Origin of the sequence: Actinomadura rugatobispora, assembly GCF_042656285.1 — a bacterium.
Lineage (GTDB): Bacteria > Actinomycetota > Actinomycetes > Streptosporangiales > Streptosporangiaceae > Spirillospora > Spirillospora rugatobispora.
In genome coordinates, this window is record NZ_JBHSON010000043.1 from 68,395 (window position 1) to 94,342 (window position 25,948).

19 protein-coding genes and 1 pseudogene are annotated in these 25,948 nt (G+C 73.2%); 12 read left to right on the forward strand and 8 right to left on the reverse strand.

The genetic code is table 11. The features are described 5' to 3' along the window. Nucleotides 1-3: 3 nt before the first annotated feature. Nucleotides 4-1,305 (forward strand): ABC transporter substrate-binding protein, encoded by a 1,302-nt coding sequence (locus ACFPZN_RS28555; RefSeq protein WP_378285319.1) that lies wholly within the window; start codon nucleotides 4-6, stop codon nucleotides 1,303-1,305. 36 nt (nucleotides 1,306-1,341) lie between these two features. After that, nucleotides 1,342-2,604 carry a hypothetical protein gene (locus tag ACFPZN_RS28560; RefSeq protein WP_378285320.1) on the forward strand — a complete coding sequence of 421 codons (1,263 nt, stop codon included), beginning with the start codon at nucleotides 1,342-1,344 and terminating at the stop codon, nucleotides 2,602-2,604. A 25-nt stretch (nucleotides 2,605-2,629) separates the two neighbouring features. Here ACFPZN_RS28560 and ACFPZN_RS28565 read toward each other — a convergent pair whose 3' ends face one another. The 4 genes from ACFPZN_RS28565 to ACFPZN_RS28580 form a co-directional block, all read right to left on the reverse strand. Continuing rightward, nucleotides 2,630-5,941, reverse strand: a complete 3,312-nt coding sequence (locus ACFPZN_RS28565) for a S8 family serine peptidase (RefSeq protein ID WP_378285321.1) — start codon at nucleotides 5,939-5,941, stop codon at nucleotides 2,630-2,632. 158 nt (nucleotides 5,942-6,099) lie between these two features. Then, nucleotides 6,100-7,530, reverse strand: a complete 1,431-nt coding sequence (locus tag ACFPZN_RS28570) for a serine hydrolase (RefSeq protein ID WP_378285322.1) — start codon at nucleotides 7,528-7,530, stop codon at nucleotides 6,100-6,102. Nucleotides 7,531-7,645: 115 nt separating this feature from the next. Next, nucleotides 7,646-8,125 (reverse strand): DUF6644 family protein, encoded by a 480-nt coding sequence (locus ACFPZN_RS28575; protein WP_378285323.1) that lies wholly within the window; start codon nucleotides 8,123-8,125, stop codon nucleotides 7,646-7,648. Continuing rightward, nucleotides 8,122-8,748 (reverse strand): hypothetical protein, encoded by a 627-nt coding sequence (locus ACFPZN_RS28580; RefSeq protein ID WP_378285324.1) that lies wholly within the window; start codon nucleotides 8,746-8,748, stop codon nucleotides 8,122-8,124. Before ACFPZN_RS28580 ends, ACFPZN_RS28575 begins: the two co-directional genes overlap by 4 nt. 122 nt (nucleotides 8,749-8,870) lie before the next feature. Between ACFPZN_RS28580 and ACFPZN_RS28585 the strand changes: the two genes are divergently transcribed. From ACFPZN_RS28585 to ACFPZN_RS28595, 3 genes are all read left to right on the forward strand, one after another. After that, a complete protein-coding gene (locus ACFPZN_RS28585; RefSeq protein ID WP_378285325.1) occupies nucleotides 8,871-9,710 on the forward strand; it encodes an SDR family NAD(P)-dependent oxidoreductase in 840 nt (279 codons plus the stop codon). Nucleotides 9,711-9,716: 6 nt separating this feature from the next. Beyond that, complete coding sequence (locus tag ACFPZN_RS28590) at nucleotides 9,717-10,325, forward strand: TetR/AcrR family transcriptional regulator (RefSeq protein WP_378285326.1); 609 nt, start codon at nucleotides 9,717-9,719, stop codon at nucleotides 10,323-10,325. 91 nt (nucleotides 10,326-10,416) lie between these two features. Further along, complete coding sequence (locus tag ACFPZN_RS28595; RefSeq protein ID WP_378285327.1) at nucleotides 10,417-11,310, forward strand: CE1 family esterase; 894 nt, start codon at nucleotides 10,417-10,419, stop codon at nucleotides 11,308-11,310. A 1-nt stretch (nucleotide 11,311) separates the two neighbouring features. Here ACFPZN_RS28595 and ACFPZN_RS28600 read toward each other — a convergent pair whose 3' ends face one another. Further along, nucleotides 11,312-12,571: a PucR family transcriptional regulator gene (locus ACFPZN_RS28600; protein WP_378285328.1), complete on the reverse strand. Its 1,260-nt coding sequence runs from the start codon at nucleotides 12,569-12,571 to the stop codon at nucleotides 11,312-11,314. Between the two features lie 279 nt (nucleotides 12,572-12,850). Between ACFPZN_RS28600 and ACFPZN_RS28605 the strand changes: the two genes are divergently transcribed. The 4 genes from ACFPZN_RS28605 to def are packed head-to-tail and all read left to right on the forward strand — an operon-like array spanning nucleotide 12,851 to nucleotide 17,284. Then, the gene (locus ACFPZN_RS28605; protein ID WP_378285329.1) at nucleotides 12,851-13,498 is read left to right on the forward strand and encodes a (2Fe-2S)-binding protein; all 648 of its coding nucleotides are present in this window, start codon (nucleotides 12,851-12,853) and stop codon (nucleotides 13,496-13,498) included. Next, on the forward strand, nucleotides 13,498-14,472 hold the full coding sequence (locus ACFPZN_RS28610; RefSeq protein WP_378285330.1) for an FAD binding domain-containing protein: 975 nt from the start codon (nucleotides 13,498-13,500) through the stop codon (nucleotides 14,470-14,472). The genes ACFPZN_RS28605 and ACFPZN_RS28610 overlap by 1 nt, the downstream gene beginning before the upstream one ends. After that, the gene (locus tag ACFPZN_RS28615; protein WP_378285331.1) at nucleotides 14,469-16,652 is read left to right on the forward strand and encodes a xanthine dehydrogenase family protein molybdopterin-binding subunit; all 2,184 of its coding nucleotides are present in this window, start codon (nucleotides 14,469-14,471) and stop codon (nucleotides 16,650-16,652) included. The genes ACFPZN_RS28610 and ACFPZN_RS28615 overlap by 4 nt, the downstream gene beginning before the upstream one ends. 38 nt (nucleotides 16,653-16,690) lie before the next feature. Then, nucleotides 16,691-17,284, forward strand: coding sequence for a peptide deformylase (def, locus tag ACFPZN_RS28620; RefSeq protein WP_378285332.1), 594 nt, complete (start codon nucleotides 16,691-16,693; stop codon nucleotides 17,282-17,284). A 191-nt stretch (nucleotides 17,285-17,475) separates the two neighbouring features. Here def and ACFPZN_RS28625 read toward each other — a convergent pair. Further along, nucleotides 17,476-18,495 (reverse strand): annotated as a pseudogene (locus tag ACFPZN_RS28625) (SDR family oxidoreductase); the annotation flags it as partial. On the opposite strand from ACFPZN_RS28625, the gene ACFPZN_RS28630 reads away from it, so the two are divergent. Together ACFPZN_RS28630 and ACFPZN_RS28635 are read left to right on the forward strand one after the other, a co-directional pair. After that, nucleotides 18,397-21,471 (forward strand): BTAD domain-containing putative transcriptional regulator, encoded by a 3,075-nt coding sequence (locus ACFPZN_RS28630; protein WP_378285333.1) that lies wholly within the window; start codon nucleotides 18,397-18,399, stop codon nucleotides 21,469-21,471. The pseudogene ACFPZN_RS28625 and the gene ACFPZN_RS28630 overlap by 99 nt on opposite strands. Before the next feature lie 162 nt (nucleotides 21,472-21,633). Then, nucleotides 21,634-23,004 carry a hypothetical protein gene (locus ACFPZN_RS28635; protein ID WP_378285334.1) on the forward strand — a complete coding sequence of 457 codons (1,371 nt, stop codon included), beginning with the start codon at nucleotides 21,634-21,636 and terminating at the stop codon, nucleotides 23,002-23,004. On the opposite strand, the gene ACFPZN_RS28640 is transcribed toward ACFPZN_RS28635, so the two are convergent. Further along, a complete protein-coding gene (locus tag ACFPZN_RS28640; protein WP_378285335.1) occupies nucleotides 23,001-23,462 on the reverse strand; it encodes a hypothetical protein in 462 nt (153 codons plus the stop codon). The two genes, ACFPZN_RS28635 and ACFPZN_RS28640, sit on opposite strands and share 4 nt — an antisense overlap. A 326-nt stretch (nucleotides 23,463-23,788) precedes the next feature. Here ACFPZN_RS28640 and ACFPZN_RS28645 point away from each other — a divergent pair, with 326 nt between their 5' ends. Then, a complete protein-coding gene (locus ACFPZN_RS28645) occupies nucleotides 23,789-23,956 on the forward strand; it encodes a hypothetical protein (RefSeq protein ID WP_378285336.1) in 168 nt (55 codons plus the stop codon). Between the two features lie 97 nt (nucleotides 23,957-24,053). Here ACFPZN_RS28645 and ACFPZN_RS28650 read toward each other — a convergent pair whose 3' ends face one another. Further along, the gene (locus ACFPZN_RS28650) at nucleotides 24,054-25,946 is read right to left on the reverse strand and encodes a P-loop ATPase, Sll1717 family (RefSeq protein ID WP_378285337.1); all 1,893 of its coding nucleotides are present in this window, start codon (nucleotides 25,944-25,946) and stop codon (nucleotides 24,054-24,056) included. Between the last annotated feature and the right edge of the window lie 2 nt (nucleotides 25,947-25,948).

Here is a 25,948-nt window from a genome sequence, read left to right on the forward strand (position 1 = left end):
CGCATGCGTTCTTCAGGGTTCGGCGGCGGAACGGCGGCACGCGGGACGGCGGCGACGGCGGCCGTGCTGCTCGCGGCGACGGCGGCGGCCTCGTGCGGCGGGCGCGGGGAGGACGACGGTTCCACCACCGCCTCCGGTGCGTGCAAGGGCCAGCAGACGACCGGCATCACCGACAAGACGCTCAAGCTCGGCGGGATCTACCCGCTGTCGGGCCCGGCGTCGGCGTACGGCGACATCCCCAAGGGCATCAAGGCGTACTTCGACTACGTGAACGCCGAGAAGAACGGCATCGGCGGGCGGAAGGTGGAGTTCGTCGTCCGCGACGACGGCTACCAGCCGCCGAAGGCGGTGGAGGAGGCGCGCCGGCTGGTCGAGCAGGAGCAGGTGTTCGCGCTGTTCCAGACGCTGGGCACGCCGTCGACGACGGCGACGTGGGACTACGCCGGGCAGCGCAAGGTGCCGCAGGTGTTCGTGGCGACGGGCGCGTCGAAGTGGGGCAGCGACACCGGGCATCCGTGGACGATCGGGTGGCAGCCGAACTACGTGTCCGAGGCGCGGGTGTACGCGCAGTTCCTCAAGTCCGAGCGCCCCGAGGCGAAGGTGGCGGTGCTCTACCAGAACGACGACTTCGGCAAGGACCTGCTGGGCGGGTTCAAGAAGGCGCTCGCCGGCACCAAGATCACGATCGTGGGGGAGCAGAGCTACGAGGTGTCCGACCCGAGCGTCGAGCCGCAGATGCGCAACCTGGCCGGTTCCAAGGCCGACGTGTTCCTGAACGTCACCACGCCGAAGTTCGGGTCGCAGGCGCTGGCCGCCGACGCCAAGCTGACGAACTGGAACCCGCTGCACATCGTCAACAACGTCGCCGCGTCGATCACCGTGCTGCGACCGGTCGGTTTCCCGAACGTGCAGAACGTCGTGTCCGCCAACTACTACAAGGATCCGAGCGATCCGCAGTGGAAGGACGACGCGGAGATGACGCTGTACACGGCGAAGATGAAGCAGTACGCGCCGGGCGCGGACACGTCGGTGCCGTACCACGCGTTCGGCTGGGCGGCGGCGAGCAGTTTCCACAAGACGTTGGAGGCCGCCAAGTGCCCGACCCGCGAGGGCCTGCGGGACTCGATGCGCAACCTGAACAACGTCGAGGTCCCGATGCTGCTGCCGGGGATCCGGATGCAGACCGGCAAGGACGACGGTTTCCCGATCGAGTCGATGCAGATGATGCGCTTCAGGGGCGAGCGCTGGGAGTTGTTCGGCGAAGTGATCGACACCCGCCAGGCGTTCGGCCCCGTCACGGGGTGATGGGGCGGTAGGACGCGCCGGTTTATAGTCCGGAATGTGGACAACAGAATACGGATGATCGCGACATTCACGGCGGCCGTCGTCCTCGCGGGATGCGGCGGCGGCGGTGACCCGGAGGGCGGACCGCCCTCCGGGAAGTCCCCCTCCGGGCAGGCGAGCGCGGCCCCGTCCGCCGCCTTCGCCGACCCGCCGACGCGGTTCGACACCGGGAGGCCGGTCACGATCCCGGCCGAGCTCAGGCCGTACCAGTACCAAACCCTGTACGGTTCGGTCCCCGTGGCGATCAGCGATCGCGTCGCCGTGACGACCACCCGGCGCGGCGAGCTGGCCGGAACGGACATCACCACCGGCAGGCAGGCGTGGAAGGTGGCTCCGAGCAGGAAGCTGCTCGGCGGGACCGGCTCCACCCAGCCCGTGGTCACCACGCTCCAGGGCCGCCGGACCGTCCTCGCCGCGTTCCTGACCGAGGTCCCGGGCCAGGGCACCACGCCCGCGGGCGTGGCGATCGAACTGATCGGGGTGGACGTGTCGAGCGGCGGCCGCGTCCTCGACGACGTGCTGCCGGTGCCCCGTGACAGCGGCTACGAGTACGGCGGGGGCGGGCCGGTCGGCATCGTCGGGGTCGACGCCACGACCGCGGTGATGACCTGGGCGCAGAACACCACCATGGTGGCCGACCTGGCCACCCACAAGGTGCGCTGGACGCGGTACGGGTTCGACCCGGTCGGGCTGGACGGCGGCGTGGTCGCGGAGAGGACGGGGGACGGCCCCGAGTACCGGATGGTCGGGCTGCGCGCCGCCGACCAGCGACAGGTCTGGGCCTCCGACGAGATCGGAGGGGTGTTCGTCGACATCGCCGCGGCGGGCCCGGGCCTGTTCTCGCTGAACGTCAAGACGGGTTCCGCCGGCGACTGGGGCACCACGGACCTTCACGAGGTCAGGACCGGGAAGCCCCGGAAGCACGTGAAGATGGAGAACAGCTGGCACTGCCGCTTCGACGAGGCGCAGACCGTCCTGTGCTACCGGGGCGAGTACGACGGCGGTGTCGTCGGCCTGGACGCGACGAGCCTGGAGACGCTGTGGCGGTTGCCGTCCGAGGGGCGGATCGCGCCGAAGGTCACCGCGTTCTGGCACGGCGCCGTGTACGGCGAGACCTCCAACGGGCCGGTGGTGCTGGACGCCCGCTCAGGCAAGGACCGCGAGGTCGAGCCGGGTGCCGCACCGCTCGCGGTGAGCGGGTACGGCGGGCTCGACGTGCTCGACGGGGGCGCCTGGACGGTGTATCCACCGGCCCGTTGAGGCCGTGGCAAGCCGGGGCCTTGGGTCAGCGGACCCGGTAGGCCCTGATGATCCGCTGGTCGACGGCGCTGCCACCCGCGTCGCGCGCGTCGACGCGCAGCGAGACCGCCTGGCCCTGCGCCGGGGCGGGCAGCGGCGCCGAGAACCGGCCGCCGCCGAGCGTCCTGACCGCGACCGGCGTCCAGGTCGTGCCGTCGTCGACCGACGTCCACGCCCTCAGCCCGGTGACTTCGGCGCCGCCGCCCCCGACGCGCCCGACCGTGAAGACGGCCGGCCTGCCCGCCGGCTGGTTGCGCAGGTCGAGGCCGAGGTCGTAGTCGACGGTGAGGAGGGGGAGCCGGGCGGTTCCCGTGCCCGCGGGGCCGGTGGACTCGAACGTCCAGGTCGTGGCCGTGCGCGTGGAGACCGGCAGCACGGCCGAGGCGTCGGTGTCGTAGTGGAGGCGGTAGGTCGCGGCCTCCCTCGGCACCGTGAAGCGGGCGCCCGGATCGGCGGACTGCCCGATCACGCGGTCCCCCGCGTACAGGGTCATCTTCCGCTTGATCACGCTCGGGTCGTCCAGGCCGCAGTCGAAGCCGTCAGGGCGGGTCTGGAGGTCGACGAGGTAGACGCTCATGACCTCGCGCGACCGGATCGACGCGGGCGGCGCGCAGAAGCTGAGCGACGCGGCGGTCGCCGGGTACGGGCCGGGGCGCATCGGCTGACGGCCCCAGGTCTTGACCGTCCGGCTGCCGGGCGTGCGCTCGGTGAACGGCTCCTGGTCCACCCAGCCCTCGACCGCGGCAGGGAACGCCTCGTCGTTCCACAGGATGCCGCGCCCGGCCGACAGGTAGTCGGTCCGGGTCGTCCCGGCGGGCACCTCGCTAGCCGATTCGCCGAGAATGAAGCCCTCGGGGCTGATGCCGTACCGCTTCTCGCGCACCGGCTTCGCGGTGTCCCCGTCGATCGCGGCGAACCGCTGGTCGAGCCGCGCGAGCCGCGCCTGGACGGCGGGGGTCACCACGAACGACGGGTCGGCGGGCAGGCGGTCGCCCAGCGGCTCCAGCAGATCCCACACGTGGCCCGGTGCCGTCAGCCGGAACGAGGCGTAGGTCGCGAAAGTGCCCGAGGACACGGGGCTGGTCGGCTGCGCGTAGATCGAGTCCTTGCCCGGCTCGAACGAGAAGACGGCGTCGCCCCAGACCGCCTGCCCGTTGCCCTGCGTGTACGCGGCCGCCGCCCAGGTGGTCTGGGTGGTCCTCCCCTGGACGCCCGCCTTGACCTCCTTGGCCGCGGCGCCGTCCAGCGTGACCGTCAGGTCGCGGTCCAGCAGGACGTCGGGGTCACCGGCGAGCGCGGAGCGCCTGCCGCCCTCGGTGCCGTCGACGACCTGGCCCATCACGCTGTACCGCCCGCGCGGGAGCCGCACCGTCGCGGTGCCGTCGGCGCCGGCCTCCACGGTCGCGGCGGTGCGCGTCACATCCGTCAGGTCGGTGACGAAGGCGAACGCGGCGAACGCGGCGTCGGGCGTGCCGGGCAGCCGGGTCGCCTTGACGGTGAGGGTGTGGCTCGGCGGCTCCACCTCGAACGTGACGAACGTCTTGGGCCCGCCCTCGGCGGTCACCTCCGCCACGTACAGGCCGGGCTCGTCCTTGAGCGCGGCGGCGTCGATCCGCAGGGTCGCGGAGGCCGTGCCGTTCGCGGGCACGGTCACGTTCGTGGCGGACAACTCGGCCGCGCCGTCGACGTCACCGCCCCGGCGCCGGGTCAGCTTCACCGACAGGGCGAGCCTGGCGCCCTCGCGGCCGGTCCAGTTCAGCTCCGTCGCGAGGTCCCCCTTGGCGGCGCCCAGGTGGACCACTCCGGTCGAGGAGACGGCCGGGGCGGTGACGGCGGCGCCGGCGTCCAGGCGGCCCGTCCCGCGCTCGAACGCGTCGCCGCCGGTGGCCGGGTCGGCCGAGCCCGTCAGGGCCGCCTTGAGCTGCGCGGCCTGCCATCCCGGATGCCGCTGGGCCAGCAGCGCCGCCGCGCCCGCGACGTGCGGCGCGGCCATGGAGGTTCCGGAGGCGGCGGTGTAGCGGGCGTCCACCGGCTCGCCCATCGTGGTCCCCGCGGCGCGGGCGGCGACGACGTCCACGCCGGGCGCGACGATCTCCGGCTTCATCGCGGTCCGGCCGGGGCGCGGGCCTCGTGAGGAGAAGCCGGCCAGCGCGTCCTTCCCGTCGACGGCGCCCACGGTGAGCGCGGAGCCGGCCGCGGCGGGCGAGCTGATGTCGCCCAGCCCGCCGCTGTTGCCCGCGGCCGCGACGAACAGCGAGCCGTGCGCCGCCGTCAGCCTGTCCACCGCCTGCGAGACCGGGTCGGTGCCGTCCGACGGCTCCCATCCGCCGAGGCTCATGTTGACGACCCTGGCGCGCCGCGCGGCCCATTCCGCCCCGGCGATGAGGTCGGACATCTCGCCGTAGCCCTCGTCGTCCAGCACCTTGCCGACCAGCAGCGAGGCCCCGGGCGCCACGCCCTTGCGTTCGCCGCGGGAGGCCGCGCCGGTGCCCGCGACGGTGGCGGCCACGTGCGTGCCGTGCCCGTGGCGGTCCACGGCGTCCGGGGCCGCGCTGAAGTTCATCGTCTCCGCGACGCGTCCGGCCAGGTCGGGGTGGGCGGCGTCGACGCCGGTGTCCAGCACGGCCACCTTGACGCCGCTCCCGGTGAAGCCCGCCTTCCACGCCTTCGGCGCCCCGACCTGGCTCAGGTTCCGGTCGAGCTTGCGGGTGCCGGGCGCCGCCGCGGCCTTCACCCTCTGGTCCAGCCATACGTACCGGAGGCCGCCGGAACGCGCGGACAGGGCCGACACCATCCGCGCCCCCTGCCCCTTGGGCTGCCGCACCGCGACCGCGCCGATGCTGGACAGGCGCCGGTCCTGGCGGGCGCCCAGGGCCCGCACGTCCGGGTTCCCGGCGACGATCAGCGGCAGCTCGCGGCTCCGCGCGTCGTCGTACCGCTGCCGGATCAGCGTCGTCACGTCGAACAGCTTCGGATCGAGCGCCCGTCCGACCTGCGACGCCACGTCCGCCGGGGTCACGGTCACGCTCCCGTCCGGCCGGATCGACCGGTGGAAGAGCGTGTTGTCCCGCCCCTCGCCCGGCCGGACGGACACCAGCGGCGGCCGTCCCTTCACCGTCCGGACCTTCACCACGTCGCCCGTCAGCAGCGTGACCGTCCACGACCCGCCCGCCGGCAGCGAACCCGGCAGCGAACCCGGCGGCGAGCCGGGCGCGGCGCCGGCGGCCGTCGCGGGCAGCATCGCCATCCCGCCGGCCGCCAGCGCCGCGCAGAGCGCCACCCTGTACGTTCGTCCCACCCGGAGCCTCCTCCAGATCACCGTTTACCTGTACTCACCCGAAGCGCCGCTTTCCCTTCCCGGGGCCAGGTTCGGAGGACTCGGGAGGCGCGGTCTTCCAGCAGCGGTAACCGTGTGGAGCGGTGGGCGGCCGGCAACAGGCCGGCGACGATGACGGGTCAGCCGCGGGCGGCGCGGTTCTTCTCGTAGGTGTCGATGATCCGGCCGAGCTTGGCGAACTTCTCGGTGAAGGCGTAGGGGTAGATGCCCTCCGGGGTGTCCGGCCGGCCGGCGTCGACGTACTGCGTGCCGAGGTTGGAGAACACCACGACGACGTAGCTGCGCCCGCCCTTGCCCGGCAGGGCCTTCACGATGCCCGCGTCGGCGCCGCTGTTGTTCACCCAGCCGGTCTTGTGGGCGAACGACACCTCCGCCTTCTTGGTGCACGGCCGCACGTCCCGGCCGAACTTCGAGCCGTTGACGTTCACCGTGCCGTCGGCGCCGACCCAGCGGGACGGGACGCCGTGCGGGATGCCGGCGGCCGGGTAGGCGCCGCCGCACCAGTTGGGGGTGGACAGCATGTCGTTCCAGCCCTGCGACCTCAGCTTGTCCTGGAAGAACTTCCGGGACGAGGCGCTCAGGACGGCGCTGGTCACGGGCTTGCCGCCGGGCGCGGTCCAGACCGTGCCGGGGGCGCCGTTGACGAGGGTGAGGAGCTTGGCGGTGTCCAGGGAGCTCATCGTGACGGGGTTGCCCCAGCGGCCGCCGGAGGCCGGGTTGGTGTTCTTGAGCTGGAGGGTCTGGAGCCCGAGGTCCTGGAAGGTCCGGTTGAGCCCGTCGACGGCGCCGTTGTCGTGCAGGAGCTTGACCAGGGCGCAGGACGCGGCGTTGGACGACCAGGTGATGGACTCGTCGACGTACTGGGCGACGGTCTTGCTCGTGGGCCCGCCGCACAGGGAGCTGGTCTCGGTGGGCCGGTAGTCGTAGGTGCCGTCCAGCGTGATCGTGCCCTGGTCGACCAGCCGCAGCACGCCGAAGTTGACCATGAGCTTGAGGACGGAGGCGGGGTAGGGGCTCATGAAGTCGAGGCTCGCGCCCTCGCGCCCGGGGACGACGTCGATGCTGCCCTGGCCCTTGTTGGCGTACCAGCCCGCGTCGTCCCACTGCCGCCACCGCACGTCGGTGGTGGACAGGTTGCGGTCGACGGGGACGACGACGCCGTTCTTGTACTGCGGGCTCATCAGGACGGTGCCGGACGAGACGGGCCGCCCGCGCCGGTCGAGTTCGATGACGGTGGCGTCGATCTGCGGCTGCTGGACGATCGGCTTCGCGTCGGGCGCGGCCGCGAGGAGGCTCTGCCGCTGCCGGGGCGTGTTGCGGGCCTCCTTGTCAACGGCGTTCATCAGCGTCCGGGCCTGGGCGGAGCCGGGCGGCGCGGTGTCCAGGACCTCCTGGAAGCGCAGCGCGTCCAGGGTCTTCTGGAGCCGGTGCGCGACCGCGCTCGCCTCGGCGTTCTCGGTGCCGGCCACCCGGGAGGTGTCGACCGGGCCCGCCTGCGCGCCGCAGCCCGCCAGCGCGAGGACCGTGACGAGAGCGGCGGACCCGCGCATCCGTGATCTTCTCAACGCACTCCCCCTTTGGTGTTGATCAAGTGGCCGATCATAAGGGGAGTCATCGGACCATTTCCCTCGGCGAACGAAATCGGTCGCTTTCCCGGGGCGCCGGTCAGGCGTAGGCGATGAGGCGGCCGCAGACGATGACGGCGGGCCAGATGGCGAGGGACAGGGCGGCGGCGGCGCGGGCCGCGGCGGGCGCGCGGTCGGCGGTGTCCCAGTCCTTGACGTCGCGGAACACCCCCGTGTGGAAGACGAAGATGTTCAGGCCCGCGGCCCCGATCAGCAGGAGCTTCACCTGGAAGGCGGTGTTGTCGAAGACCTGCGTGGCGTTCGCCGAGAAGAGCAGCGCGCCGCTCAGCGCGACCAGCACGAACCCCCGGCGCGCCCAGGGGAGGGCCTGGGCGGCCAGACCGCTGACCGGGACGCGGCGGGAGAAGCCCAGCAGGCGCAGGTCGAAGACGGCGATGGCGCCGAACATGAGGGCGAGGCCGATGAGGTGGGCCGATTCCGTGAGGGGGTAGGCCCATCGCCCGTCCCGGATGAAGGTGGCGGGGCCGGTCGCCTCCAGCCAGGACAGGACGCCGTTCAACGCTGGCGGCGGGTGCGCAGGCGGATGAGGGCCGCGACGAACCCGGCGGCGAGCGCGGCGCCCCCGCCGAGGAGAAGGTAGGGCGGGTCGTCCGAGCCCGTGGCGACCGGTGCCGCAGAACCCGTGGCGGTCGGCGCGGCCGAGCGGGGTCGCGCGGCCTGGAGGCAGCGGTCGACGAAACGGGTGAGGGTGCCGCGGTAGGGGTGGACGCCGCCCGCCGCGTAGAGCATCTGCACGCGCAGTTCGCCGGAGTAGTCGTCGCCCTCGGCGTCGCAGCGGCGGTAGACGACGGCTGCCACTTCGTCCCCGACCTGTGGACGGCCGCGCATGCCGCCGAGCGTGCCGGTCAGGTCGGGCGGGAGGAGCAGGTCGCGGGCCTGCCCGGCGCCTTCCGCCACGGGCGGCCCCGTCCAGTCGTCGTGGCCGCGAAGACCGTCGACCCCGGGAAGGCTCCGCGGGACGGTGAGGTCGGCGGGGACCTCGATCCGCAGCTGCGCGTGGGGGAACCCGTACCGCGCCTGGATGACCCGGCCCCGCAGGTAGAGCGGCCTACTGGCGTCGTAGCTGCCGCCGCCCCCGTGGTGGGCGAGCATGCCGTGGAGCATGAGCGGCCCGAGTCGCATGCCTGTCCTGCCTCTCAGCTTGGGAGAGCCTATTCGTACCGGGACCCGCATAAAGACGTACGAAAGGAAAAACTAGAGAGCCTCTCTGGTTTTCCGGGGGTTTCGTCCCTACACTCGCCGGCATGGGCACGGGAGAGCGGCCGGTGGCCGTGGTGACGGGAGCCAACCGGGGGATCGGCTACGCGGTCGCGGAGCGGCTGGTCCGGGAAGGGCACGAGGTCGTGCTGGTCTCGCGCGACCGGGACCGCGGTGAGACCGCGCGTGCTTCTCTGGACGCGTCCGGACAGGGCGAGGGCCGGGTACGGCTGGTCGTGGGCGACCTGTCCTCGATACGGGCGATCCGGGAGACCGCCGTCGCGCTCACCGCCGCGTGCCCGCGCATCGACGTCCTCGTGCACAACGCCGGAATGTGGCCGTACGAGCGCGTCCTCAACGAGGACGGCCTAGAGCAGTCGTACGTCACCAACCACCTCGCGCCGTTCCTGCTCAACCTCGAACTGGAGCCGCTGCTGCTCGCGTCCAACGCGCGGGTCGTCCAGGTCAGCGCAGGGCTCTACGTCAAGGGGGTGGCCCATCCCGACCGGACCCCTGAGGGCCTGCACTTCCACCCTCTGCGGACCTACGCCGACACCAAGCTGTGCAACCTGATGATGGTTCCGCTGTTCGCCGAGCGTTGGAAGGGCACCGGGGTGACCATCGACGCCGTCCACCCCGGGGTGATCCGGACCGGCCTGGGCGATCGCACCGGTCCCCTGGGCGCGGTCCTCAAGGCGTCGAAGGTGCTGTGGAAGAAGCCCGCCAAGGGGGCCCGTCCCGTGGTCGCGCTCGCGCTGGCCACGGACGGCGGGACCGGACGCTACTTCCACCTGGAGAAGGAGCAGCCCCTGGCCCCCGTCGCCGCCGACCGCGACCTCGCCCAGCGCCTCTGGGACCGCACCGCCCGCACCTGCGACGTCTCCTGAACGGCCATGTCGCCTAAGCAGCAGCGGGGCGAGGCGACCGTAGGGAAGGTCCTGGACGCGGCGCTCGCCCTGTACGCGGCGAAGGGGCCGGGCGGCCTGACGATGAGCGCGCTGATCGCCGAGACCGGGACCAGCAGCGGCAGCCTCTACCACCACTTCGGCAGTTTCGACGGCCTGCGCGCCGCGCTGTACGCGCGCTCCATGGGCGAACTGCTCGACTCGGTCGCCGCCGCGCTCGAACGCTCCCGCACGGCCCGGTCCGGGGTGCGCGCGCTCGTCGAGGCGTACCTGCGCTTCACCCAGGAGGACCGCCCCGCGGCCCACTTCATCCACGCCTCGTCCTACGCCGACTTCCTCCCGCCCAACGCGGACCGGATCGCCGAGGCGAAGAACCCCCGGATGCAGCGGATCGTCGGCTGGCTGCGCCCGCACGTCGAGGCCGGGACGGTCCTGCCCCTTCCCGACCCGCTCACCGAGATGCTGGTCATCGCCCCCGTCGCGGAGACCTCCCGCCGCTGGCTCGCCGGGGATCCGGGCGTCGATCTGGCGGTCGCGGCCCGCATCCTCCCCGAGCGCATCTGGCACTCCGTCCGGGCACCCGGCGGCCCCGCCTGACGCTGTCCTGTGCCGTACGCGCGAATTCCGCCGGCCGTTCGTTGGTCTGGCGAGTAGTACGCCCGGCGCCCCCGGCGGATGATCACTGGTCATGAGGACTGTGACCCGCGTCATCCTCACACTCGCCCTGGCCGCGTACTGGCTGGCGCCCGTCCACCCGGCCGCGGCCGATACCCCGCCGCCGGGTCCCGGCACGCACGAGCGCACCCTGACCATGGACGGCGGCTGGGAGCGCGAATACCTCCTGCACGTGCCGCCGGGCCGGACGAGAACTCCGAAGCCCCTGGTCATCGCGCTGCACGGCGGCCTCGACGACATGCACTACATCCGCCGGCAGTCCGGGCTGGACACGGTCGCCGACGGCAACGGCTTCCTCGTCGCCTACCCCAACGGGTTCGTCAGGACGTGGAACGCCGGCGGCTGCTGCTGGTTCGCGCGCATGGCCGGCATCGACGACGTCGGCTTCCTCGACAGGCTGATCTCGACACTGGTGCGGGAGGGCCTGGCCGACCCGCGCCGGATCTACCTGACCGGGTTCTCCAACGGCGGCGGCATGGCCTACCGGTACGCCTGCGAACGGTCCTCGCGGGTTGCGGCGGTCGGGGTGGTGTCGGGGTCGCTGGCCGTGGAGTGCGCGCCCCGCCGCCCGGTGTCGGTGATCGCCTTCCACGGCACCGCGGACTTCTCCGTCCCCTTCCTCGGCGGCGGCAACCAGGACTGGAACAACGAGACGCCGTTCCCGGCGTTCACCGCCGTCATGGACTTCTGGCGGACGGCCGGGCGGCTGCTGCCGTTCGACCGGATCACCCTCGGCACGGCCAGGACCACGTGCCGGACCACCGGCCGGGGCCGCACCGGCAGCGAGGTCGAGTCCTGCACGATCACCGGCGGCGGGCACGAGTGGCCCAGCGGCCAGGTGGACCCCGACGTCCGGGCCAGCCCGCTGATCTGGCGGTTCTTCAGCGAGCACGCGCGGACCCGCTGAACTACCCGGGGCCCGCCGCGTCCACCGCGGCCTCGTCCCCGGGCACCGGCCGGAAGTCCCTCGGCACGTCCGGGAAGCGGACCCAGGCGTGCAGCAGGAGCAGCATCTCGATCCTGCGGTCGGGATCGTAGAGGGCGTCGCCGAGCAGCTGCTCCAGCCGGCGGATCCGGTAGCGCACCGTCTGCTCGTGGACGACCAGCCGCTCGGACGCCGCGACCGCGTTGTCGCGGCTCTCCATGTAGGCCAGCAGGGTCCGCACCAGCGGTTCCCTGCGGTGCCGCGGCAGCTCCTTGAGCGGGCCGAGCCGCACGTTCAGCGCGAGGTCGATCAGTTCCTCGCTCATTGACGCGACCAGCGTGGCCACATGGTCCAGCCACCGGACCGGCGCCTTCTCCGGGATGACGCCCCGGACGACCAGGTCCAGCGTGCGCCTGGCCCAGCGCAGCGACACCGCGCCCTTGTTCAGCGGCACGGTCGGGCCGACGGCGGCGGGCCGTCCCCGCACCAGCCCGGCGATCATCCGCTCCCGCCCCGGTCCGTCCGGGTCCGGGACGATCAGGTACGGCGCCGGGCCGTGCCAGTCGGCCAGCACGGACGGCGGCGCGACCGGCGCCCTGTCCTCCATGGCGGGGCCGAGGGCGACCAGCGCGATGGTGCGGGGCGGCTCCCAGCCGGCCGGGCGGGCCAGCTCGCGCACCGCCTCCACGCTGGCGGGCGGCTCGACGACGAGCAGGTCGCGCAGCCGCCAGCGGTGCCGCTCCCGCTCGGTGGCCAGCCGCCGCTGGGCGTCGGCGTAGCCCCGGGCGGCGGCGCCGGCCAGCTTCTCCAGGAAGACGAACAGCGACTCGATGATCTGCCCGAGCGTGGTCAGCGACCAGCCGAGCCGCCGGGCGTCCTTGATGAAGCGGCGGCAGGCGACCTGGCCGCACACCCTGATCGCGGTCTGCAGGCCGTCCAGGCTGCGGCCGCCGCGCGCCTCGTAGGCGCCGATGCCGACGTAGATCTCGGTCAGCGCGTCCCAGTCGGTGTCGTCCCGGCCCATGGCGTCGACGAAGTGGCCGACGGTCTGCTCGACCGTCCACCTCATCCGGCGCCCGTACTTGCTGTCGGGCGGGCGCGCGTACTCGGGCACCAGGCCCTGGATCTCGCGGATCATCTCGGCCGCGGCCTCGTCGAGGTGGGGCCGCAGCGGCTGCGCCAGCCCGGCCGGCACCTCCGCGAGCCGCGGCGTCGCCGTCACCGATCCGGGTTCTTCGCTCACGTTGGACCTCCCTGGCCAGGTCCCCCGAACGCGTCCTGAACACCACTTCTTACACAGTCACGCGAAGATCCTCACAGAAATAGTCAACGGCGGAAGCTGTTCGGCCCCGCGGATTATCAATGTCCATATAAGCCGCGCGGCGGCGCAAGCATCTCTGTGAGCGCCACAACCACCGCCCCCTGCCCCTCCCACGGCTCCCAGCCCGTTGACAATCATGTCTTCATAGTGAGACATTCTGTCTCATCTAAGAGTCTTACTGTCTCACGAAAGGGTTCATCCATGGATCCCACCCGGCGCGGCCTCTCCCGCCGCGGGTTCCTCGCCCGGACCACCGCCGCGACCGCCGCCGCCGCGACCGCCGCGCAGGCCGCCCACTCCTCCGCCGACGCCGTCGCGGGCACCGCGCCACCACCCCCCGCCCCGGCGCCCCCGCCCGGCCCCCAGACGGCCGAGGTCGTGCTGCGGGTGAACGGCCGCACCGAACGGCTCCGCCTCGACACCCGCGTCACCCTCCTGGACGCCCTCCGCGAACGCCTCGGGCTCACCGGCACGAAGAAGGGCTGCGACCGCGGGCAGTGCGGCGCCTGCACCGTCCACATCGACGGCCGGCGCGTCCTGTCGTGCCTGACCCTCGCCGCCACGGCGGCTTCGCGCGGCGGACCCGTCACCACGATCGAAGGGCTGGCGGACCGCGACGGCACGCTGCACCCCGTCCAGCAGGCGTTCGTCGAACGCGACGGACTCCAGTGCGGCTTCTGCACGCCGGGACAGGTCATGTCGGCCGCCGCGCTGATCCGGGAAGGGCACGCGGGCTCCGACGAGGAGATCCGCGAGTTCATGTCCGGCAACCTGTGCCGCTGCGCCGCCTACAACGGCATCGTCGACGCGGTCAGGACGGCCGCCGCAGGGACCGGGGGGCGGCGCTGATGCGGCCGTTCACCCTCACCGCGCCCCGCAGCGTCCCGGAGGCGCTGGACCAGGCGGCCGGCGGCGGCGCCTACCTCGCCGGCGGCACCACCCTCGTCGACCTCATGAAGCTGGACGTCACGGCACCCGGCCGGGTCGTCGACATCGGCGGCCTGCCGCTGACCGGGATCGAGCGGGACGGCGACGGCCTGCGCATCGGCGCCCTGGAACGGATGGCCGACGTCGCCGCCCACGACCTGGTCGCCCGCCACCAGCCGATGATCTCCGCGACGCTGCTCCAGAGCGCGTCCCCGCAGATCAGGCAGATGGCCAGCATCGGCGGCAACCTGCTGCAGCGCACCCGCTGCGGCTACTTCCGCGACACCGCCGTACCGTGCAACAAGCGCGAGCCCGGCACCGGCTGCCCCGCCCTGAACGGCGAGAACCGCTCGCACGCCGTCCTCGGCACCAGCGACTCCTGCGTCGCCGCCCACCCCAGCGACCTCGCCGTCGCCCTGGCCGCCCTGGACGCCTCGCTCGTCCTGCGCGACCGCACCGGCGAGCGCCGGATGAGGCTCACCGACTTCTACCTCCTCCCCGAGAACGCCCCGCACCGCGAGAACCGCCTGCGCCCCGGCGAACTGATCGTCGCGGTGACGGTGCCCGACCTGGACCGGGCCGCCCGGCGATCGGCGTACGTGAAGGTCCGCGACCGCGCGTCCTACGAGTTCGCGCTCACCTCCGCCGCCGTCGCCCTGGACGTCCGCGGCGGGCGGATCAGGGACGCGCGGGTCGCCGCCGGCGGCGTCGGCACCCGCCCCTGGCGGCTCCCCGTCGTCGAACGCGCCCTGCGCGGCGCCCGGCCCGACGAGACGTCCTTCGAAGCCGCCGCGACCCGCGCCGCCGACGGCGCCCGGCCCCTGCGGCACAACGCGTTCAAGCCCGCGCTACTCCGCCGCACCATCGTCCGCGCCCTGCTGGAGGCGTCGTCATGACCCGTTCCGCCGACCGCGTCGAAGGACGCCTCAAGGTCACCGGCGCGGCCGCGTACGCCGCCGACCACCGCCCCGCCGGGATGCTGCACGGCCACCTCGTCCTCGCCACGATCGGTCGCGGCACGATCCGATCGATGGACGTGCGCGCCGCCGGCCGCTCCCCCGGCGTCATCGGCGTCTTCACCCCAGACAACCCGCTCCGGCTGCGCCCCCAGACGGCGATGCTCCCCACCTTTCTCGGCGACTCGCGACCGCCGCTCCAGGACCGGGAAGTGCGCTACCACGGGCAGATCATCGGCATGGTCGTCGCCCGCACCTTCGAGGAGGCCCGCGACGCCGCCACCCTCGTCAAGGTCTCCTACCGCGCCCGCCGCCCCGACGTGTCGTTCGAGGGCGCCGAGGGCGAGGTGCCCGCCCCGCCGTTCGGCCGGCCGCTCGACCGCCTCGCCGACGGCGTGCGCGACATCGGCCACGCCCTGCGCGCCAGCCAGGTCACCGTCTCCGCCACCTACACGCAGCCGCCCAAGCACCACAACGCGATGGAACCGCACGCCGCCGTCGCCGAGTGGAAGGACGGCACGCTGACCGTCCACAGCGGCACGCAGGGCCCGCGCGCCCACGCCGCCGAGATCGCCGAAGCGCTCGGCCTGGAGGCCCGGCAGGTTCACGTGATCAGCCCGCATGTCGGCGGCGGCTTCGGCGGGAAGGCCACCACCTGGGCGCCGGCCCTCCTCGCCGCCGCGGCCGCGCACCGCCTCGGCAGGCCGGTCAAGGTCGTCAGCACCCGCGAGCAGCTCTATACGGTCACCGGCCACCGCCCGCCCAGCCGCCAGGTCATCGCCCTCGGCGCCCACCGCGACGGGAGCCTCAACGCCGTCAGCAACGACGCGGTCACCACGCACCCGTTCGAGGACCCCGCCCGCTTCGGGACGATGGACTTCTACAAGACCGCCAACCTGCACATCGGCCTCAGGGTCGCCGCGCTCGACCGTCCCCCCAGCACGATCATGCGGGCGCCCGGGGCCGAAGCCGGCTCGTTCGCCCTGGAATCGGCCATGGACGAACTCGCCGCCGAACTCCGCGTCGACCCCGTCGAACTGCGCCTGCGCAACGACCTGACGCACAGCCCCGAGCACGGCCGCCCGTTCACCGGCAAGCACCTGGCCGAGTGCTACCGCCTCGGCGCGGAACGCTTCGGCTGGCGGCACCGCCCGCCCCGCTCCGTCACCCGAGGCGACCGGCTCGTCGGAGCGGGCGTGGCCACCGCCGTCATGCACACCGGCCGCGACTCCACCGCCGCCGAAGTCCGGTTCCGTCCCGACGGCACGGTCCGGGTCGCCACCGCCGCCGCCGACCTCGGCACCGGCATGCTCACCGTGCTCGCCATCGTCGGCGCCGAGAGCCTGGACCTGCCCCGGTCACGGATCCGGCCCGAGCTCGGCGACTCCACCCTCCCGGTCGACGACGCCTCCACCTCCGTCTACGGCGCGGTCGGGTCCGGCTCCACCGTGACGGTCGCGCCCGCCGTCCGGCAGGCCGCCGAGGACGCCGTCCAAGAGCTGGTCGCCCACGCCACCGGCCACGAGAAGTCCCCCTTCCATGGCACGCCCGGCGTCCGCTACGACAAGGGCCGGCTCACCGACGGCACCCGGAGCCTCACCTTCACCAGCCTCCTCGCACTCACCGGCTCGCCCGGCGTGGGCGCCACGTCCACCGCGCGCTGGGACGGCTCCGAACGCTTCGCGGTCGCCTCGTTCGCCGCCCACTTCTGCGAGGTCCACGTCCACCGCCTCACCGGCGAGGCCCGCGTCGCCCGCATGCTCACCGTCGTGGACGCGGGCACGATCGTCAACGAGAAGGCCGCCCGCAACCAGATCACCGGCGGCGTCACCTTCGGTATCGGCCAGGCCCTCCTCGAACGCGCCCACGTCGAGACCCGCACCGGCCGCGTCGCCGGCGCCAACCTCGCCGACTACCTCATCCCCGTGAACGCCGACGTCCCCCGCCTGGACGTGCACTTCCTCGAGCACCCCGACACCGAACTCAGCCCCTCCGGCGTCCGCGGCCTCGGCGAGCTCGGCACCGTCGGCTCCGCCGCCGCGATCGCCAACGCCGTGTACAACGCCACCGGCCGCCGGATCCGCGACCTGCCGATCATTCCGGAGAAGCTCCTGCTCTGATCCGGCATAGCATGCTGGGTGACGCCGAGGAGGGGTGCATGGCCGGAGAGGTACGACCGATCACGCTGGTGGGGACGCCCGTCCTGCACAGCCCGTGCCGTCCGGTCGAACGGTTCGACGACGAGCTTTCCGCGCTGGTCGACGACATGTTCGCCAGCATGTACGCCGCCGAGGGCGTGGGCCTGGCCGCCAACCAGATCGGCGTCGACCTGCGCGTCTTCGTCTACGACTGCCCGGACGAGGACGACGTGATGCGCAGGGGCGTGGTCGTCAACCCGACCCTGGAGCTCCCCGGGGTCGACGAGCGGCGGCTCGACGACGGCGACGAGGGCTGCCTGTCGGTCCCGGGCGCCCAGGCGAAACTGGCCCGCCCCGACCACGCGACCTGCCACGGGTTCGACGTCAAGGGCGACCCGGTCACGGTCGAAGGCACCGGCCTGCTGGCACGGTGCCTTCAACACGAGACCGACCACCTGGAGGGCCGCCTCTACATCGACCGGCTGCCGACCCGTACCCGCAAGAAGGTCCTCAAGGAGTCCGAGGCGTTCCGCGCCGAGGTCGAGGCGGTTACGGCCTCACCCGCTCCAGAACCACGATCGGAAACTCCCGCGTCGCCCTCGCCTGATAGGTGAGGTACTGCGGCACCCGATCGGTCATCAGGCTGTGTCTCAAAGTCCCGGCCTACGGCGCTCGCCTGGCGGCTCGCCCCTGACCGGGCCTTGGCGAGCGCGGCATCGCTTCGCGATCTGGCCGGTGACGCTCGCCTCCGGCATCGCACCACCGCCCAGGTAACGCGCTCGCGCGGCTCCACCCCCGTGGTGAACGTGGCGTCGAACGCCAGGAACAGCGCCGCCGCGGCCACTTCCTCTACTGTTCCGTTGCGGCCGAGCGGGGTCATCTCGTCCCCCTGCTTCTGGAACGCGGCCCGTTCCTCGTCGCTCATCGTCGCCACGCCCATCGTCGGCGTCTCGATGAAGCCCGGCGCGACCGCGTTCACCCGGATCCGCCGCGGCAGGAACTCCGCCGCGAACACCTGCGCGAACGCCCGCACCGCCTCCTTCGACCCCGAGTAGGCGCTCATCCCCGGGAAGATCCGGTCGTTCGCCACGGTCGTGAACACGAACGCCCCGCCGTCCCGCACGAGGGGCGCCAGCCGCTGGACGGTGAAGAACGCCCCCTTGGCGTTGATCGCGAAGTGCCGGTCGTAGGACTCCTCGGTGACCTCCTCCAGCGGCTCCGGCTCGGCGATGCCGTGATTGACGAACACGGCGTCGATGGTCCCGAGCCGTTCCCCGGCCAGATCGCCGAGCGCCCGGACGTCGGCCATGCTCGCCGCGTCCGACCGGACCACGTGCGCCGTCCCCAGCGGCGTGAGCACGGAACGGGCCTCCTCGATCGTCCGCTCGTTCCGCCCGGTGAGGACCACCTCCCCGCCCCCGGCCACGAGCGCCCGCGCCACTGCCAGCCCCATCCCGTGCGTCCCGCCCGTGACGACGGCCTTCTTCCCCTCGAAAGAACCCATGCCCCCACCCTGCGGCGAACGACTTCCGGCCGACTTCCGAACGGCTTCCGGTCGAAGAGCCTGGTTACGAGGTTGGTCGGGGGTGTGGGGGCGGAGCCCCTGCCGGGGGTGCGGGGGCTGGCCCCCGCCAAGGGCCGGGTGCCCGGAGCGAGCCCCCAGGCGAGCGCAGGGCTGCGCGGCCCGCGGGGGGTATGGGGGGCTTCCCTCCCATAAAGTAAACACGTGCGGTTCGGGGTGCTCGGGACGGTTGTCGTCTGGGCGGGCGACGGGGAGGAACCGGTCCGGGTTCCCGAGGCCAAGGTGCGTGCGTTGCTGGCGCATCTGCTGGCGCACGCGGGGCGGCCGGTGCCGGCCGACCGGCTGATCGCGGACCTGTGGGACGAGCGGCTCCCGGCCAATCCCTCGGCGGTGCTGCAGACGAAGGTCTCGCAGCTGAGGCGGGTCCTGGAGGACGCGGAGCCGGGGGGCCGGGCGCTGGTGGTGTCGGATCCACCGGGGCACGGCTACCGGCTGGACGGCGCGGCGGTCGACGCGGAGGAGTTCTCGGCGCTGGTCGAGCGGGCGCGGGGCGGCGGGAGCGCGCGGGAGCGGGCCGGGCTGCTGGCGGAGGCGCTGGGGCTGTGGCGGGGCGCGGCGTTCGCGGAGTTCGGGGACGAGGAGTTCGCCCGTCCGGCGATCATGCGGCTGGAGGAGCGGCGGCTGGAGGCTCTGGAGGCGCTGGCGGAGGCGCGGCTGGAGCTGGGCGAGCACGCGGCGCTGGTGCCTGAGCTCGGTGAGCTGGTGGGACGGCATCCGCTGCGGGAGCGGCTGCGCGCCGCGCACATGCGGGCCCTGTACCGGTCGGGGCGGCAGGGCGAGGCGCTGGAGAGCTACGAGGCGCTGCGCGTCCATCTGGCCGAGGAGCTGGGGCTGGACCCCGGGCCGGAGCTCTCGGCGTTGCAGGAGGCGATCCTGAAGCAGGATCCGGGGCTGGCGCCGGCGCCGTCCGGGAACCTGCCCGCGCCGGTGAACGAGCTGATCGGGCGGGACGGAGCGGTGGCGCGGGTGCGGGCGCTGCTGGGCGGGTCGCGGCTGGTGACGCTGACGGGGCCGGGCGGGGTCGGGAAGACGCGGCTGGCGGTGGAGGCGGCGGGCGGCCCGGTCGGGGACCTGCCGGACGGGGTGCGGATCGTCGATCTGGCGGCGCTGGCGCGGGACGCGCCGTCGGCGGAGACGCGGATCTGCGATCTGGTGGCGGTCGCGCTGGAGCTGCGCGAGGAGGCGGGGACGCGGACGGCGCGCGATCCGCTGGAGCGGCTGGCGGCGGCGCTGCGCCCCAAGCGGCTGCTGCTGGTGCTGGACAACTGCGAGCACCTGGTGGTTCCGCTGGCGGGGGTGGTGGCGCGGCTGCTGCGGGACGCGCCGGGGCTGCGGGTGCTGGCGACGAGCCAGGAGCCGCTGGGCGTGGCGGGCGAGGTGCTGGTGAACGTCCCGCCGCTGGAGGCGCCGGGCCCGTCGGTGGAGCCGGATCCCGAGGCGCTGCCGGCCTTCGGCGCGGTGCGGTTGTTCGTGGCGCGGGCGGCAGCGGCGGCGCCGGGTTTCGCGCTGGACGCGGGGAACGCGGCGGCGGTCGCGGCGATCTGCCGGCGGCTGGACGGGATCCCGCTGGCGCTGGAGCTGGCGGCGACGCGGGTCCGGGTGCTGGGCGCGCGGGAGCTGGCGGCGCGGCTGGACGACCGTTTCCGGGTGCTGGCCTCGGGCCGCCGGGACGCGCCGGACCGGCAGCGGACGCTGCGCGCGGTGATCGACTGGAGCTGGGAGCCGCTCACCGAGGCGGAGCGGATCGTGCTGCGGCGGCTGGCGGTCCAGGTGGGCGGCTGCGCGCTGGAGGCGGCGGAGGCGGTCTGCGCGGGTGACGGGGTGCGCGGGGACGAGGTCCTCGATCTGCTCGGCCGGCTGGTCGACCGGTCGCTGGTGGTGGTGGCGGAGGGCCCGGACGGTCCGCGGTACCGGCTGCTGGAGTCGGTGGCGGCGTACTGCGCGGAGCGGATGCGGGAGGTGGCCGGGGAGTACGACGCGGTCCGGCGCCGGCATGCCCGCCACTACGCGGAGCTGGCGGGGCGGGCCCGGTTGGACGGCCGTGACCAGCTCGGCTGGCTGGCCCGGCTGGACGCGGAGGCGGCCAACCTCAACGCCGCGTTCGACTTCGGGGCGGAGGCGCTGGGGCTGGCGGGGTCGCTGGCCTGGTACTGGGTGCTGCGCGGCCGGTTGAGCGAGGCGATGTGCGCGCTGGACTCCGTCCTGGACGGGCCCGGGGACGCGGGCGCGCTGCGTACGGCGCGGGCCTGGCGGGCGGCGCTGGAGAACCTGTCGGGCTGTGCGGGCGATCCGGTGCGGGAGCTGCCGCCGGAGGAGGCGCCGGATCCGCGTGCCGAGTGGTTCCTGGCGTTCACGGAGATCGATTTCGGGGTGCTGGCGGTCAGCGAGGCCAGGACGCGCCGGGTGCTGGACCGGTTCGTCGCCGCGGGCGACCGGTGGGGTGTGGCGGCGGCGCGGCTGACGCTGGCGAAGCAGGCGCTGGCGCGGAGCGATCTGGCGGGGGTGCGGCGCCTGGGCCGGGAGGCGTCGGACGCGTTCGCCGAGCTGGGCGACCGCTGGGGCCTGATGCAGGCGTCGAGCGTCCTGGCCGGGCAGGCGGAGATCGTGGGCGACTACGCGGGGGCGCGGCGGCTGCTCCGCGACGCGTTGCGCATGGCCGAGGAACTGGGGCTGTGGACGGACGCGTCGTTCCAGTGGGCGGCGCTGGGCCGGATCGCGCTGCTGGAGGGTGACCACGCGGCGGCCGAGGACCTGCACCGGCGGGCGGCGCGGCTGGCGACCGAGCAGCGCAACCACCTGGCGGAGGAGTTCGCCGACACGGGGCTGGGGCTGGTGGCGCGGCGCCGCGGGCGGCTGGACGAGGCGGAGTCGTACCTGCGGCGCTGGCTGGACTGGAACCGGGAGGCCGCGCCGCATCACGGCACGGCGCTGATCCTGGCGGAGCTCGGGTTCATCGCGGAGTTGCGCGGCGACGCGGAGCGGGCGCTGGCGCTGCACCGGGACGGCCTGGACGCGGCGAACGCGACGGGCGATCCGCGCGCGGTGGCGCTGGCCTGGGAGGGGATGGCGGGCGCGCACGCGCTGGCCGGTGACCGTGAGCGCGCGGCGCGGCTGCTGGCGGACGCCGCGGCCGCGCGGGAGGGGGCCGGGGCGCCGCTCCCGCCCGCCGAGCGCGGCGATGTGGACCGCATCGAGGCGGCGATCGCGGCCGGAGGGTAGTGCGAATCACCCCGAAATTGAAGTCTGGTCGGGGTATCCCACATATGGGATATTGACCGCGTTCCACTCATGATCTTGGTCGGGCGCTCCCAGGCGTCCCCGCCCGGTCGGCCCCCCGCCACCGTGCCTCCGTCCGGCCGAGGGCCGAGCCCGAGGAGCACTATGAAGTGGCGCCGCAGAGCGCTGTCCCCCGCGATCACCGTCGTCCTCACCGCCGGCACGCTGGTCGCCCTGCAGAGCCCCGCGTCGGCGAACGTGCTGTCCCTGTCCAACTTCCAGCTGCGCCCCAACGCCTACGGCACCGACCTGCAGGACCGCGCGGACGCGCTCCCGCTGGTCAAGGCCACCGTCACGACCATCATGGGCGACCTCAACCGGACCCGTGACGACGGTCCCCCGGTGACGGTCGGCGGCGCGTGCAAGCCCGAGGCGGTGGCGTCCGGGTCGTCGCCGGCCATCCAGCGCAGCCTCTGCTTCACCGACGACGACAACGAGACGACGCAGTGGTACCCGCAGGGCGTGACCACGGTCGCCGACATGCAGGCCGACCAGGAGTGGGGCGACGGCCACCAGCCGGTCCTGGTGAGCTGGTACGACGCCAACGACAACGCCGACGGCATGGTCAAGGGCGTCCGGGTCAGCTTCATGAACCGCACCACCGGCTCGTACCGGCACGTCCTGCTGGTGTACCCCAAGCAGAGCGCCGGCATCACCAGCTACGACGCCGTCCGCGTCTCGCAGGACAGCACCGCCGACGGCTACACCACCTCGCTGCACGCCGGCGGGATCGTCTGGTACGGGAACTACCTGTTCGTCGCCGACACCGCGCGCGGCTTCCGGGTGTTCGACATGCGCCGCGTCTTCGACCTGGGCGCCTCGGAGAACGGGACCACCAGCGGCGACCACCTGATCGGCTACCAGCAGGGCACCTACTACGGGTACGGCTACCGCTACGTCATGCCGCAGATCGGCTCCTGGACGCACACGGCCGCCACCGGCACGAAGTGCTCCGACAACGTGGGCGCCGAGGACGGTTCGCCGAACTTCTCCTACACCTCCCTGGACCGCAGCGGCACCGACCACCTCATCGCGGGCGAGTACTGCGCCGGCGACGAGGACACCAACGGCCGGGTGGCGACGTGGCCGATGGCCGGGGCGTTCAGCGGCGGCGAGCTGGTGATGGACCCCGACTACCGGTGGAACGCCGACGCCGCCTACACCCTGCCGGTCAGCAACGTCCAGGGCGCGACGCGCTTCAACAACCGCTGGTACCTCAGCCAGAGCGACGGCGCGACCAGGGCCGGATGGCTGCACACCGCGGTCCCGAACGTCCAGCCGCCGGCCGTCACCGGCCCGTTGCAGACCACCGGCAAGAAGGCGCTGCCCATCGGCCCGGAGGACCTGTCGCACTGGCCGGGCGGCAGCGAGACCTCCCCGACCCTGGGCGCCGTCTGGTCGGTCTCCGAGCACCCGGGATCGGACGCGAACGGCACCGGCGAGGGGCGCCGAATGGTCTACGCCGTGACCCCCTAGGAGGGCAGGGTCGCGCGGATGCGGTCGACGGCGCGGAGGACCTCGTCCCGGTGCTCGGCCTTCTTGATCCACAGGGGGAGGCGGGAGACCAGGGTGCTGTTCCTCCGGCCGCCGTCCGCCGCGTCCCGTTCGCGTTCGCGCAGCCGCGCCCGGACGAGGCCGGCGATCAGGTCGAGGTGCTCGGCGTTGTAGGCCCACAGCCAGCCGTGCCTGGTGCGGGTCTGGAGCCAGAGGGGGAGCCGGAAGAAGGGGTCGGCGGCGGGCTCGGCGGTGCTCCGGGCGTAGGCGCCGCCGCGTCCCTCCGCCGTCCGGGCCAGGCCGCAGCCGGGGCAGCCGAACCGGCGGCCTCCGGTGACGTGCGCGAGCCCGTCGCAGCGCGGGCAGCGGACCAGGATCTGCTCCTGCGCCAGGTCGTACGCCGACGTCCGCGGATCCCGGAATCGGTCGAGCGGCTCCATCCCGCGATTATAGGAAAACCGGAAAACCCGGAAATCACGGTTGACACACCACCCGATCAGGCCGCTAATATCAACGGCATGGAGCTGTGATCCCCACCGGTTGAGCCGCCGCGACACTTTCGCGGCCCGCTCCCGCACTCGGCGCCCAGGGCGCTCACCCATCGCGTCATCCACCGATCGTCCGCTGTCCGGACCGTGCTCACGCATGCCCTGACAGCGGCACGACCGGTCGCGATGTGGCACGCCCCCGTCCGGCGCCTTTCCCAGGAACCATTTATCGCGGCCTTTTCACGGCCCGATTCCAACGTGCCCGGAGGTGTCAGTTCATGCGTGCCATCAACCTGAACGCGAACGAGGAAAAGCCCTTCCAGAAGGCGATGAAGAAGAAGGGCAAGGGCCGGAACACCGACGCCCGGACGGCGGGCTTCGCGCGCGGCGCGCAGCGCCGCAACGCCCGCCAGATGCCCAATCGGCAGCTCCAGCGGGGCCGCTGACCCCGGCATCCCGGCCTGACCCGAGCTGAGCCGAACTGACCGCCCGCCCCGACCCGTTGCGAGCCGAACCGCCGAGCGAACGGGTCGGGGCCGGGCGTCAGTAGCTGTCGCCGCTGCCGCCGCCCATGTAGCCGCCCTCCGCCCGGGTGAGCCGCCGGGCCTCCTCGTCCAGGCGCCTGGCGAGGATCAGGGTGCCGTCGCTCAACGCCTGCTCATGGAGCCGGGCGGAGAGTTCCCGGAAGAACTCCGCCGCGGACTGCAGCACCGTGTACTCCTCCCACTCCTCGGCGCACTCCGCGTCGTGCAGGATGCGGGCCAACTGGTGGGAGATCTCGGAACGGACCTCCGCGGGCAGGCCGTCGGCGCGCCCGGTCAGGTCGAGGATCGTACGGCACGCCCGCCTGACCCGCTGGAGCAGTCCGAACTCGCGGCTGGGCCGGCTGGTGCGCGTCGACCGCAGGATCGTCACGTCCCCCGTGACGATCTGCCCCTGGATGCTCTCGGCCAGCCTGCGGTTGTAGACGCCCAGCCCCGCCGCCGTCGTGGCGCCCAGCGCCGCGCGGAAGCACGGGTGGATGTGGAACTCCTCCTCGTGCGGCTGGACGGACGGCCACGGGCCTCCGGAGTAGACGACGTCGTTGCCGCGGCGCACGCCCAGGAAACCGACCTCGTACAGCACGGTCAGGATCCCCGGCAGCGTCAGCCCGTGCGCGTACGCGGGGAACTCCCGGTGCAGCGCGCGGGCCACCGGGAGGAACCGCGTCTCCAGCGCCGTCCGCGTCACCACGTAGCCGCTGTTCTGGAAGAGCGGGAAGAGGCGTTCCAGGAACGGATGGGCGACGAGGTACTCCTGGACGAGGTCGATCATCTTCCATTCGGAGAACTGGCGGGTCGCCTCCAGGACGTCGCTCTCCAGGATGCGGTCGCGGTGCCCGTTGGCCATCGCGGTCGACTGGCACCCGTTGAGGTACTGGATGATGTCGCGCGGCCGGGGCAGCGCCCGGGTGAACAGGTAGGAGACGGTGGGCTCGCCGTTCACCGTCCGGGGGAAGATCTCGCCCCACAGCCGTTGCGCGGTCAGGTCCTCGCCGAGGGAGACCCCTGCCCGCCGCAGTGCCAGCGCCTCCAGCTCCGTCTCCGTCCAGGTGATCCGCAGCTCGTCGCTGCGGAACTTGTCGCCTTCGCCGAACGAGAGCGAGTCGTAGATGTCGGAGCGCAGGAACAGCAGGCAGTTCAGCGCCCTGCCGTAGAGGCCCGAGACGTGCCGGGCCGCCAGCAGCAGGCCGATCACCATGGAGTTGCTCTCCCGTTCGGCCGACCACACCTGCTCCAGCTGGTCGACGAGCAGCAGCAGCGGCGGATGCGCCTCCGCGCAGCCGAGGTCGTCGAAGGCGGCGGCCACGCCCTTCTCGATGACGGCGAGCTGGTGCGAGGCGCGGGCCCCCTCGGACTTCACGCGGGTCAGCTCCACCCCGGCGCCGAAGCCGAACGCCTCCAGCGACAGTGCGCCCTGCAGCCCGCGGACGCCCTTGACGATGCGGTCGGAGAGGCTCTCGTCAAGCCATTCCTGGTTGGCCTTGAGGAACCGCCGCAGCGTCCTGACGGACTTGGGGGTCCGGCGGCCGTGCGTGCCCGCGTGCCTGACGACGTGGCGGGCGGCGTGGACGGCGAACACGTACCGCCAGATCAGCGACTTGGCGGTGTCGCCGGGCAGGCCCTGGAGCTCGAACCGGCGGATCTCCTCGCCCGCGGTGTCGTCCGGCGTGATCAGCACGGTGCCGCCGGGGTGCGCCCCGTCCGCGGCGAGCAGGACGCAGATGGCGCTCTTGCCGACGCCCTTGCGGCCGATGACGAGCATCTTGCGTCCCGACATCGCGACGCCGTAGGCGGCCGTCTCCTGGAAGCCGCTGCGCAGGAGCCCGTCGGCAAGGTCGCGTTCGGCGTCGTCGCGTCCGAAGTACAGCCGTTCGACCACCGAAGCCCCGACCATGA